This is a genomic window from Flavobacterium sp. M31R6 (assembly GCF_013284035.1).
Lineage (GTDB): Bacteria > Bacteroidota > Bacteroidia > Flavobacteriales > Flavobacteriaceae > Flavobacterium.
This window is the reverse complement of record NZ_CP054141.1, coordinates 1,325,350-1,338,002: the sequence shown is the minus strand read 5'-3', so window position 1 is coordinate 1,338,002 and position 12,653 is coordinate 1,325,350. Positions and strand designations below refer to the sequence as shown.

Annotated in this window: 9 protein-coding genes; 2 read left to right on the top strand and 7 right to left on the bottom strand. The window is 35.3% G+C overall.

The annotated features are described in order from the left end of the window. Positions 1 to 4: 4 nt before the first annotated feature. Positions 5 to 778, bottom strand: a complete 774-nt coding sequence (locus HQN62_RS05390; RefSeq protein WP_254454486.1) for a carboxypeptidase-like regulatory domain-containing protein — start codon at positions 776 to 778, stop codon at positions 5 to 7. Positions 779 to 963: 185 nt separating this feature from the next. Here HQN62_RS05390 and pepE point away from each other — a divergent pair, with 185 nt between their 5' ends. Continuing rightward, on the top strand, positions 964 to 1,671 hold the full coding sequence (pepE, locus tag HQN62_RS05385) for a dipeptidase PepE (protein ID WP_173503597.1): 708 nt from the start codon (positions 964 to 966) through the stop codon (positions 1,669 to 1,671). 69 nt (positions 1,672 to 1,740) lie between these two features. Here pepE and HQN62_RS05380 read toward each other — a convergent pair whose 3' ends face one another. From HQN62_RS05380 to HQN62_RS05365, 4 genes are read right to left on the bottom strand one after another with little or no spacing between them, the layout of a single operon-like run. Then, positions 1,741 to 3,147, bottom strand: a complete 1,407-nt coding sequence (locus tag HQN62_RS05380; RefSeq protein ID WP_173503596.1) for a TolC family protein — start codon at positions 3,145 to 3,147, stop codon at positions 1,741 to 1,743. Further along, positions 3,147 to 4,496: an HlyD family secretion protein gene (locus HQN62_RS05375; protein WP_173503595.1), complete on the bottom strand. Its 1,350-nt coding sequence runs from the start codon at positions 4,494 to 4,496 to the stop codon at positions 3,147 to 3,149. The genes HQN62_RS05380 and HQN62_RS05375 overlap by 1 nt, the downstream gene beginning before the upstream one ends. A 4-nt stretch (positions 4,497 to 4,500) precedes the next feature. Next, positions 4,501 to 6,159 (bottom strand): peptidase domain-containing ABC transporter, encoded by a 1,659-nt coding sequence (locus HQN62_RS05370; RefSeq protein ID WP_116796093.1) that lies wholly within the window; start codon positions 6,157 to 6,159, stop codon positions 4,501 to 4,503. Between the two features lie 3 nt (positions 6,160 to 6,162). Beyond that, entirely contained in the window at positions 6,163 to 6,837 is a 675-nt protein-coding gene (locus HQN62_RS05365; protein ID WP_116796094.1) for a TetR/AcrR family transcriptional regulator, read from the bottom strand. A gap of 145 nt (positions 6,838 to 6,982) precedes the next feature. On the opposite strand from HQN62_RS05365, the gene HQN62_RS05360 reads away from it, so the two are divergent. Continuing rightward, complete coding sequence (locus HQN62_RS05360; protein WP_173503594.1) at positions 6,983 to 8,257, top strand: acetyl-CoA hydrolase/transferase family protein; 1,275 nt, start codon at positions 6,983 to 6,985, stop codon at positions 8,255 to 8,257. Positions 8,258 to 8,344: 87 nt separating this feature from the next. On the opposite strand, the gene gpmI is transcribed toward HQN62_RS05360, so the two are convergent. Together gpmI and HQN62_RS05350 are read right to left on the bottom strand one after the other, a co-directional pair. Next, complete coding sequence (gpmI, locus tag HQN62_RS05355; protein WP_173503593.1) at positions 8,345 to 9,862, bottom strand: 2,3-bisphosphoglycerate-independent phosphoglycerate mutase; 1,518 nt, start codon at positions 9,860 to 9,862, stop codon at positions 8,345 to 8,347. Between the two features lie 246 nt (positions 9,863 to 10,108). After that, positions 10,109 to 12,526 carry a DUF5916 domain-containing protein gene (locus tag HQN62_RS05350; protein WP_173503592.1) on the bottom strand — a complete coding sequence of 806 codons (2,418 nt, stop codon included), beginning with the start codon at positions 12,524 to 12,526 and terminating at the stop codon, positions 10,109 to 10,111. Positions 12,527 to 12,653: the final 127 nt, after the last annotated feature.

Below are 12,653 nucleotides of genomic sequence, written 5' to 3'. Positions count from 1 at the left end.
AGGCTTAATTATTTTCGACATCACTTTGTCTGTTTTTATTAAAACTGGAAGCCAAACCAACAATTAAAAACATACTCATCGTCTTGTTTTTTTCTTTTAGTGACCTAACAAAATCTTGGTCTTCTATACAATAATACTGGAAGCCCTTGATGTACTCTTCGGGTATTTTTAGAGTTTCTATGTAATATTTGTCTTCAAATAGACCCTCCATTTTGGCCATCAAAACCTCTTTTTTCTCAACCGTTACAGCTTTTTTGAGCATTGCTGTCCTACCATTTATGGCATTCAAAATAGGGTCAACCGCCAACATCCCACCTAACAATCCTAATAAGTGTATTGGCTTAAAATCACCAGCTGTTTGCAATTTCCTTTCTTGAGATGTCAGTTTGACTTGATCGCGGGGGATTATTCCGAGATTCTCAGCACTTATTTCGGAGTGTTCGTTAATAATCACTTCTTTCAGTTCAATACTTTTGGGGGTTAAATCCACAACAATATTCCCCATTCTGAATTCTTGAATCTTTATGTATTTCCTTAATTCCTCATAATTAACCGCCGAAAAATTCAAAATATCACCCACTTTCGCTAGAATCGAAAAAGCACCATATTGATCTGAGACTACCATTATTTTGGTCGAGGCATTCGTAATATTGATTCCTTCCAGCGGAACTCCATCCGAGCTTACTTGCCCCTTTATCCATTTCTCGACACCCACTTGTGCTACCGCGAACTGGACTATAAAAAAGAAAATAAATAAAAAAGTAAAATTATTCTTCACGAGCAATTTTGGAATTGATTAAAAAATCTTCATCACAACTTATTTGCAAAATGTAAAAGTATCCCAATCCCATCCAAATTAATTACTAATAACTTGGTAAAAGTTTGTTAATTAAAACCGCTCTTCGATACATTGAAAAACAATCATTTTATACCTTTACACAGAATTTCACACAGCGCATAAAAATGAAAAACTGTATTATAGCAAGTACTTCAACCTTGCACGAAGGAGAATACCTTGAGTATTTATTACCCGAATTACAATTGCATTTTAAGGATTGCAAGACAATTCTATTTATTCCATTTGCAAGATCAGGCGGTATATCACATGACGAATACACTTCTAAAGCTGCTGCGGCTTTCGCCAAAATAAACATAGCAGTAAAAGGTATTCATGAATTTGAAAACCCAAAAGAAGCCATACAAAAAGCCGAAGGTATTTTTACTGGTGGAGGCAACACTTTCCTGCTTGTCACTCAATTATATAAAAACGATCTCATGAATATTCTTGCTGATACTGTAAAAAATGGAACTCCTTATTTGGGCACCAGTGCAGGAAGCAACATTTGCGGATTGACGATGCAAACGACCAACGATATGCCTATTATTTATCCGCCTAGTTTTCAAACTTTAGGATTAATTCCGTTCAATTTGAATCCACATTATTTGGATCCAGATGACCAATCCAAGCATATGGGAGAAACGAGAGAAACGAGAATCAAAGAATTCCACGCTTTTAATTCTTTGCCAGTATTGGGATTACGAGAAGGAAGTTGGTTAGACGTAAAAGGAGAAAAAATTACCCTTAAAGGAAATTTGCAAGCACGCCTTTTTAGACAAAACCAATTACCTGAAGAATTAGCAAGTGGAAGTGATTTGAGTTTTTTAAATTAAAGCACAAGTAAATTTCACATCAAAGTGACAACGTACAAATGAAGCAATGTATTAAAAATGGATTTGTTATCAATTGGGATTTGCCATGATTTTATACAGTTCAGAGTTGGAAGTGTAAAAACGGTTTTCTAATGCAATCTGCGATAGACGGGCACTAACCAAACTGTTTTCTCGAGTGTTGATAAGGAATAACGAACTCTCTCCTAAATTGAATAATCGCTCTTCAGATTTTAACATTGTTTCATAATCCATGACCAGCTTATTGGTCAGTTTTTGTTGTTTAACCAAAGACTGAATTTCAATTTTTTGGGCATTGATCTTGTTCGTTAACTGCACTTTTTCTAAATCTCTTGTAAATTCGGACTCCTGAATTTTATATTGAGCTAATTTCAAACTGCCTCTTTCTTTTCTTAGAAACAAAGGGAAATAAAAATCAACACCCACTTTATAATTATCTGAATTGTTCGGAATGTTTGGATTTGGTTGGGCCAAATAAGAGTAACCTAAATCTATTTTGGGCAAAAGCATATTGGCTTTTAGCTTTTTTTCGACAGTCAAAAAATCAATTTTACTTTGCAGAGCTTCAATTTTAGGATGACTGGCCAGTGAAAATTCCTGATTCAAATCATTAATATTCAGCGTTTCCTGTATGGTTTCTACAAGGCTTTTCTCCGGAACAATAGCATCAGCAAGTTCTAGCGGTATATTGTTTTCTATCCAAAGAAAGTTTGACAGCTCCAATTTAGCTTTTGATAATTTCAATTTTGAATCCTCAAGAGCAAGCAATCTGTTTTTGACCACAATACCTGCTTCGACACTATCTATAGCAGGTTTGTCACCTTGCTTGATTAAAGCTTCAATTCCTTCATATCGTTTTTGGGCGTTAACGCTGTAGCTTTCATATAATAAATTTTCTTCGTAGTTTTTTTTCCAATTAAAGTAAGCAACTGAAGCATCGTATAAAACCGCAATGGCTTGAAGTTTTTGTTCGGCTTGACTTAATTTGACTTGGATTTTTGCTTTTTGCAGGTCGGCCATCCTCTGATTAATTAGTAATCCTTGTCCAATAGGAACGCTAATTCCCAGCGATGCTAAACCATTAGCTGGCGTCTTACTTTGAGGATTAAGATAATACCCCTCGTTCTCTTCGAACCCCGCTTTAATGTCAATTCCAAACCAGGTCGGGATTTTGAAACTGCTGTTTAGTACCGAATAATATTCAGTACCCTGAAACTGTTTTTTGTTATAATCCAGTTCAAGTTTTGGGTCAAATCCGCCACGCGCCATCATCAGATTGGCTTGTGCTTTGCTGATTTCCAAATTGGCATTTTTTACCAGTGGATGATATTTTTTTACAAAACCCAAATATTCATTATAACTCATTTCTTTGAGATGTAGCGGGAGCTGTTCCCCGTTATTGGTCTGACCGTAAATAGTCATTCCCAGTAATGAAAGTATGACAAGAAGGTGTTTCATTATTTTTTTCCTTTTGAAGGTTTCTCTTTTCCTTGATAATAATTTGGTGGAAAACCATTTAGTGTTCTCCATATTTCAAACCAAACCGGCACAGTGTTTAACAATGCTAAAGTTTGAGCACCAGATCCAATACTCAATTGTTTTGGCCACGGAGTTTCACTTTTGTCTGGTGCAATAAGGATTCTGAATTTGCCATTATCACTGATAAAGTTTTCAATCGCCACTATTTCACCGCCAAATGTACCATACGACATATCCGGCCATCCTGAAAATACGATTGTAGGCCATCCGTCAAACCAAACTCTTACTTTTTCTCCTTTCTTTATTAAGGGCAGATCTATTGGATCTACAAAGGATTCTACCGCTATATCATATTTGGAAGGCATAATTGTGGCAATAGGAGTTCCTTCTTTTATGGTTTCACCAATTCCCGACTGCAAAGCTCTGTTGATGTATCCGCTTTGTGCGGCTTTGATATAGTACATCCCGTTTCGAATACTGTAATTAGCATACTGATTCTCCAATTTACTTACCTGAGCTTCTGTGTCGTATTGATTGCTCATTGCAGTATATTGGTCACTTTGTGCTTTGGATAATTTTTCAGAATACTCAGCAATGATTCTGTTGATTTCTACTTCTGCATTGATTAATTCATTTTGGCTCGTGTAAAATTTATTCTCCTGAGTGATGATTTTAGCCTCTGATTCTTGCAGTTTCAAGCGTTTTTCTTCTACATCTGACAAGGCTTTTAGACCTTCTTTGTTCAGTTGTAGCGAACGGTTATACTGCGTGTTGGCAATCTTAAATTGTGTTTTTACCGCTTCAAGATCCATACTGTCGCTTTTTATTTTCAAACGCGCCTGTTTTATCTTGTTTTGGGACTGTTTGAGTTTTAGGCCTTTTTCTTTTTCAATGGCCTGCATTTGTACATTAAGAGTTGTAACTTTCGAACCATAAGAAGCTAATGACTGTTTTTTTGCATTCACCTGATTTTTGGTATTTTTAACCAAATTTGGATCCATATAGTCTTCTTTGATTTCAGATATAAAAAGAATAGTATCTCCTTTATTTACATAATCTCCCTCCTGTACATACCATTTTTCAATACGCCCTGAAATGACGGATTGAATAGATTGTGGTCTCTGGTTGGGTTTCAATGTAGTGACTGCTCCAGAACCCGAGATGTTTTGTGTCCAGGGAAAGAAAAGTACAACAACCACAAATATCGATACCGCCAAAATTATTCTGTTCAGAATTTTATAATGAGGCCGGTTGCTCAAATTCTTTACCGTAGAATATTTTTCGAGAGCTTTATTATTTATTGGATTTTTGTCAGATATATTTAACATAACCTTATTTTTTAGTGTCTAATAAAACAGTTCCTTTTTGCATTGTGATTTCCCGCGTACATTTGGTTAACCAATGTGGATTTTGAGAAACAACGATGACTGTCCATTTATTTTTTTCAGAAAGAATAAAGTCTATGATTTCATTGGCCACTTTTATGTCCATTTTATCTGTGGGTTCTTCATAAAATAAAATATTAGGTTTGTGTACAATGCTTCTTGCCAATAAAATCTTTTGCGCATTGGACGAAGAAAGCTCTTTTCCTTCCGGGAATATTTTAGTGTCTAGTCCTTTTGGCAATGTTTTTATATAGTCGGTTAGCTGAACAGCATCGAGCGCCCATTTTAAAGTTTCGGTATCAATATTTTTATCATTAAAAGTTATATTCTCCAGAATTGTTCCTTCAAAAGGTGTTTCTCCTTGTATGATACTGCCAATTCTAGAACGGTATTGCTTTATGTCTATTTTGCTGAAGGTATCGTCATTGATGAAGAAGTTTCCAGAAGTAGGATGCAGTAAACCGGAAAGTACTCGGATTAAAGTCGTTTTTCCTGAACCATTTTCACCATTGATTATGATTTTTTCACCTGAATCAATTTTTAAATTAATCCTCTTTAAAATTCTGGAATTACTTTCCGGAAGCCTGAATTCCAAATCATTGGTTTCAAGGCTGATGTTGGTGTAACAACTTTTGCTTTCAACATTAAATTCTTCTTCCAGTTCCATGTCGGTAACCTGACCAATCTTCTCGACTGCAGTCAATACATCATAAAAAGTTTCCAGTCCAAGAATAATTTTCTCTACAGAATTAATTACCAACAAAATAATGATTTCGGCAGCGACAAATTGTCCAATATTCATTTCTTGACTTAAAACCAAATAACCACCAATAATCAACAAACTTGCAGTAATAACTACCTTGAAAATGATAAGATGCCCAAATTGTCTTTTGAGGACATTAAAGTGATTTTCACGGCTGTGTAAATAATCTTTTATAATTCCATCGTTTTTCTCTAATGCAAAATCATAGTTGAGTTCATTTCTGAAACTAAAATTGTTTCGGGCAATTTCCTGGAGCCATCCAGCCGCTTTGTATTTATTCTTGGATGTTTTTAAGCTGGTTGAGATTCCTTCATTGTATGAAAATTTAAAAATGACATATAAAAAACCTAACAGTAAAAGCCCGAATACCATAAAGAACGAATGGTACAGCGTTAATAATATGATGCTGAAAACTATCTGCAGGATTGCCGCCGAAAAATCAACCAATAATTTTGATGTTCCTTTCTGTATCGTCAAGGTGTCAAAAAAGCGGTTGGATAATTCGGGCGGATAATGACCATAAAGCTCTTTAAATTCTATTTTAGGAAGTCTGGAGGCAAATTCGAATGACGAGCGTACAAACATTTTTTGCTGTAAATTTTCTGTAATTCTTAATTGCATCAGAGATAAGACACCTACAAGGATAACTCCAATAACCACAAGTATAACCAGAACAACCCACGACGCACTTACTCGACCGGATTGAATAAAGTTTACAATCGCCTGAATACCCAATGGAAGGGATAAACTCACGATTCCGGCAAAAATAGCGTAGAAAAAAATTTGTGAAACATCTTTTTTGTCCAGTTTCAAAAGGTTGAATAATCTTTTTAATGAAGTCATGTTTTATTTTTTTAGTACATTTTCAATTAAGTTGAAATAAAAATCAGTTGGCGATATTGTTTCATTACAATTAGTAATCGTTTTCATGTGTTCTCTCAAAAAATGCTGATGCAATGCTCCTTCCACGATGCTCGATGCTAGGCTTTTGGCATAAGCATATTCTGGGTTTACCTCGCTAATAATGGCCGTTATTCTATTGATAACTCTTTTGTAAATGAAATAAAAACCTTCTTTGTTTTCTTGGTCGACCTCTTTATTGTGAAAGGTCTTTGTAAATTCAGCAATAATAATTTTATTTAAAACAGCTTCGTTTATGTAGATTGTTTCATGGTCGTCTTCTATTTTTTCGGTAACCACGGTAATGGCTATTTTTAGTTTTTCCCGAGAATCCGAAACATTTGAAGTTAAAAAAACTAATTTGTATTCCATCCAACTCCAATACCAGGAAGATAAATATACTAACAATTTATGTTTGTTTTCGAAGTAGCGGTAAATAGAGCTCTCATTGGATCCTATTTTTTCTCCCAATTTCTTAAAAGTAAAATCGTCAAAGCCAATTTCATCAATGAGCAAAATACTTTCTTGAATGATTTTTTTGCCCAATGCCGAGGTTTCAGGATCCTTTACAAAGAGCTTGCTGTTTATCTGAATTTTGATGTTTGCTAATATTTGATCCATTACAATATATTTAATTGCAAATATAATAGTAATACTTTTAACTATGAGATTTTAACTTTTATTTAAATATTGTTTTACTTTGAATATGAGCGTTGTCATATTTTGGTTTTATCTAAATGAATATATTTGTGATAAATACAAGTTTATGGGAAAATATGTAACTGCCGAGGAAGCTGTCAAAGTCGTAAAATCAGGAGATAGAGTATATCTTCAGGCGGCTGCGGCTGCACCAACGATTTTAGCGAATGCTTTAACCGAAAGAGCTTCGGAACTACGGAATGTAGAAATATGTCATTTGCATACGGAAGGTGAAGCGCGATATGCTAATCCTGACCTTGCAGAAAGTTTTCATGTCAATTCATTTTTTATTGGTGGGAATGTCCGGCATACTTTAAAAGCTGGAAACGGTTCATATACTCCTGTTTTCTTGAGTGAACTGCCGCGTCTCTTCCGAAGAAATGTGTTGCCGATAGATGTTGCTTTTATTCATGTTTCACCGCCTGACAGCCACGGCTATTGTTCACTTGGAGTTTCAGTGGAGGCTTCGGTTGCAGCGATTGAGAATGCGAAAATTGTGATAGCGCAGGTAAATCCTCAGATGCCGAGAACTTTTGGTGACGGAATCCTGCATATTTCAGAAATAAATTATTTAGTAGACGTAAATGTTCCTATTTATTCACATGAAGTGGAAACTTTTACCGCCGAGGAAGATAAAATAGGAAATTATATTGCCTCTTTGATAGAGGACAGAAGTACGTTACAAATGGGAATTGGTTCGATTCCTAATGCCGCTTTGAGCAAATTGGGAAATCATAAAGATTTAGGATTGCACACCGAAATGTTTTCGGACGGTGTGATTGATCTGATTGAAAGCAATGTGATAAACTGCAACTATAAAGGATCATTACGAGGAAGAGTGCTGTCCACTTTTGTGTTGGGCTCAAAGCGCTTGTATGATTTTGTAAACGATAATCCGTTTATTGAATTGCGGGAATCTTCGACAGTAAATGACACCGCCAGAATCAGAAAAAATCCAAAAATGATTGCTATTAATTCGGCTATAGAAGTTGATTTAACTGGACAGGTTTGTGCTGATTCTATTGGACCAAGAATGTATTCGGGTGTTGGAGGGCAAATGGATTTTATACGCGGCGCATCATTGAGTGATGGCGGAAAAGCGATTATTGCCCTGCCGTCAACTACCAAAAATGGGGTAAGCAGAATTGTACCTTTCTTAAAGCAGGGAGCTGGAGTGGTAACAACCAGAGGACATATTCATTATGTTATTACCGAAAATGGAATTGCTGATCTTTACGGCAAAACATTGAAACAACGCGCAGCCGAACTAGTCAGGATTGCTCATTCGGATCATCAGGAGAGCATTGAGCGGGAGTACTTTTATCTGTTGGACAAATTGTAAAAATACAATTGCTACATATAAAATGGGCGTGAAAAATTAAATTCACGCCCATTTTGGCTTATTAAAAAATGCCAATTGGCTTTTTATTTATAGTAAGGAATCACAAGTCATAGCGGCTGGTTGATCAATTCCCATTAAAGCAAGAATCGTAGGAGCAATATCCCCTAAAACACCATCGTGAATGGTTTTCAACTCTTTGTCCACAAGAATAATCGGCACTGGATTGGTAGTGTGAGCAGTATTTGGAGAACCGTCAGGGTTAATCATTGTTTCACAATTACCGTGATCTGCAATAATGATGGTTGTATAATCATTGGCAAGAGCAGCTTCTACAACTTCTTTTACGCAAGCGTCAACAGCCTCACACGCTTTTATTGCTGCTTCCATAACTCCTGTATGCCCAACCATGTCACCATTTGCAAAATTTAAACATACAAAGTCAACTTCCCCTTTGTTTAATTCTGGAACCAAAGCATCTTTCAATTCGTAAGCACTCATTTCTGGCTGCAAATCGTAAGTGGCTACTTTTGGAGAGTTTCTTAAAATTCTAGTTTCGCCATGAAAAGGAGTTTCTTGACCTCCAGAAAAGAAGAATGTCACGTGTGGATATTTTTCTGTTTCGGCGATACGAATTTGTTTTTTATTGGCCTTTTCCAAAACTTCACCTAATGTTTCTGTGATGTTGTCTTTGTTGTACACCACTTTTACATTCTCGTATGTTTCGTCATAATTGGTTAGCGTCACATAGTACAATTTCAATTTGTGCATGTTTTGCTCATGAAAATCTTTTTGCGAAAGCGCTTCGGTCAATTCACGTCCTCTGTCCGTTCTGAAATTGAAGAAAATAACCACATCGTCTTCTTGGATAGTGGCAAGAGGTTTGTCATTTTCGTCCACCATAACCATAGGAGCGATGAATTCATCTGTCACGTGGTTTTTGTAGCTTTCTTTTATAGTTTCATAGGCATTAGTTGAGTGAGCTCCTGTCCCGTTTACAAGTAAATCATAAGCCAGTTTTACTCTTTCCCAACGTTTGTCACGATCCATTGCATAATAACGACCTACCACAGAAGCTAATTTTACGGTAGTGTTTGCAATGTAATCTTCAAGATCTTGCACATATTTTTTTCCTGATTTAGGATCTACGTCACGACCATCCGTAAAAGCATGTACAAATACATTTTGCAATCCATAATCTTGGGTTGCATCGATTAATCCTCTTAAATGAGAAGTATGCGAGTGAACTCCTCCATCAGAAAGCAATCCTAAAAAATGTACTTTTTTATTATTCTGTTTGGCATATTCGAAAGCGTCGATAAGTACTTGTTCTTTCACCAAAGTTTTGTGTTCAACGGCAAGATTGATTTTGGCCAAATCTTGGTAAACAATTCTTCCAGCTCCAAGGTTCATGTGCCCTACTTCGCTGTTTCCCATTTGTCCCTCAGGAAGACCAACATGTAAACCGTCAGTCCTAAGTTGTGCACTCGGGTATTTTGTATAGAGACTATTTATAAACGGAACATTTGCATTATCAATTGCAGAAACTTTCGGGTCAGGTGATTTTCCCCAACCGTCTAAAATCATTAAAATTACTTTTTTGTTCATGGTATGAAATTTTTTGCAAAGATAAAGCTTTCCAAAAAAATATAAGTTCGTCAAAACTACTATTGTACATAAAAAAGAGAAGTACAACAAATACTTAAAATTGTGTTGCAAAAAGCGGCTTTTTCTAAAAAAAACGCAAAAAAAATCCTCAAAATTCCAGTCTGAAAAACAAGAATTTTGAGGAGAATTTTATCCTATAAAAAGGTACGCCGTTTGACAGGAAAATTTATTTTGGATCGCCACAATCTAGAAAACGTTTTTGACCTGATTGTAGTCTATAAAATATTTGACACTAATGGAAATCACATGACTTAAATCTTCATTGTTTAGCATACCCGTATAATTGTTCCCAAAATCTTTTTTGATTAAATTATCATATTTTGCAGCATTACTTCGGTACAAAATAGTCAATTGACTTCCGGGGGCAAACCACCAATTGTACGACAAATCCAAATTCCAAGTAATCAGATTTTGATTTTTGTTATCGGTATAACCAACGTAGGGACTTAATCTTCCGTTGTCTTCCAGTTTATAAAAATCTTTATTCTCAGTATAAGACCAATAATAACGGGCAGAAAGATCAAAATTCATTTTACTGTTCAACGAATACTTTCCGTTTATATTGTTGGTATAATTGACAACATTTCGGTTCGCATAAATTATAGTATTGGGTGCCAAAGCATCGTTTTGGGAACTACTGTCAACATATCCTTTGTTATTATTTTGGCGAAAAAAGTTGAATTCATAATTTAATGCCACATGGTCATTGAAACGGTATCTTGGACTTAAATAAAAACCATATGATCTTCTTTTCGTTTCATTTAACACCGCAAATGAAGGATTAAAATCAAAAGCAAATTTCTTGTTATAATCGGTCGACAGTGAAAACCATCCTCCAAAACGAGTAGGATCAATGCTGTAACGTCCTTCGGTTCTTGGTTCATAGTAATTGTAGATTTCCACAGGGCGATATTGTAAACCAAATCCAATATAGTTGTTCTTTTTCGTAGTGGTATTTACGTTCCAATTGATTTGATCATCCTGTACTTTGCCTGTTTCTTTCTGAAATTGAGTATACCCATTAATATTGGTGTTGAATGAATTGAATAATTTGGTTGGATTAAGAATTCTGTAACTCGTAAATCCATTAAAGCTATAATAATTAGTTTCGAAAATAATACCCAAATCGTTGTTATCGAAGTCTTTTGTTACCAAATTTCCGCCAAAATTAGAACGATATTTACCACTAGTCTCTGCAAAATTCAAAGTTGTGTTGATTCCGTCTTTTTTACCTTCAAGATCATTTACATAACTATATTCAAAGTTTCCAGATAAATTGTAAGTGTTTTTAGCTGTGTTTAAATCCCAAACCAATGCCGATACATTCGCATCTCTGAAAGATCCATTTCTTGTAACATTCGTATTTACAAAAGATGCTGAAGAATTTTTATGAAAACGCTGGTCAAAAACCAAGACATTGTAATTCGTCAACGGTTCCACTAGAACACGACGTGTTTCTTGTGTAATAGTATCTTTAATAGTCGCATATGTTTTTTGGGTAACGGCATTTAGATATCCAATTCCTAAACCTCCTTTTGTTCTACCCGATATTTTTGTCGCATTATAAAGATCAACAGTCGTTGCTTTTTCTATTATTTCTTCATTAGTTTTTATCTCTGGAGAATAGGACGGCGGCCCTCCGATTCTTCTGGAATAAAAAAGATTTCCTTTGCTGAACAAGTCAGTCCCTTCAGTAAAAAAGGCACGATTTTCATTAAATTGTTGCTCAAAGGGAGACAAATTCAAAATTCGATCATCATATTTGGTTTGACCAAAATCAGGAATAAGCATTGCATCAAGAGTGAAGGCGTCATTTATTCCATACTTAATGTCCAAACCTCCTTTTAATTCTCCGTAGGTTTTTTGGTAGGCATTGGCATACGTATAGAAAGAAGCATACGGCAAAAAGAAAAGTCTTGTAGGTGTTTTTATGTTTTCGATCCCATCCACAGTCCCATTTTGTTGAGTAAATGTTCCTATTTTATTATCGATCAAATTCCACGAATATTTTTGTCGGTCTCTACGTATTTCCCTAAAAAAGTTAACACCCCAAGTTTGCTTGCTTTCACTAGAAAATCGTAAAGCAGAATAAGGAATTCGCATTTCAACAACCCATCCGAAAGAAGTAATAAGTGCTTTACTGTCCCAAACGGCATCCCAAGAATAGTCTTCCCCATTACTGTCGGTTGCCAAACAATCGGCTTGTCCATCTGCTGCATTTACAAAAAACTGAAAATTCTGCTGTCCATCATTATAACCATTAATGAAAACACCAAAAAAATCAGCTGCTCCAAAATTGTCTCTTTTATTTATTTCTCTCAGGATTTTGCTTGGCTCGTCGTCATACATCAAGGCTCCAATATAAATAGCCTCGTTATCATACAAAACTCGAACTTCGGTTCTTTTATTTTCTGGAATTGCCTTACCATTATCAGGTTGAAACATGACAAAATCAGTTGCAATAGGAACCGATTGCCAAATTGCTTCGTCTAATTTTCCATCTAAACTTATTTTTTCAGTAATGAATTTTGTCTGTAAAGATTTCTTCTGACTATACATCAAAGTTGAGAATAAAAGGAAACAAAAGAAATAATACTTTTTCATGAAAACAATAATTTTAGATGCTTAAGAATATTAAATCAGATTTTAAATTGAAATCTAAAATTGGGATTTAATAAGCTGTTGCATCAATAGACTATTGATTACTGTTAATGTTACAGTTTTATGAAAA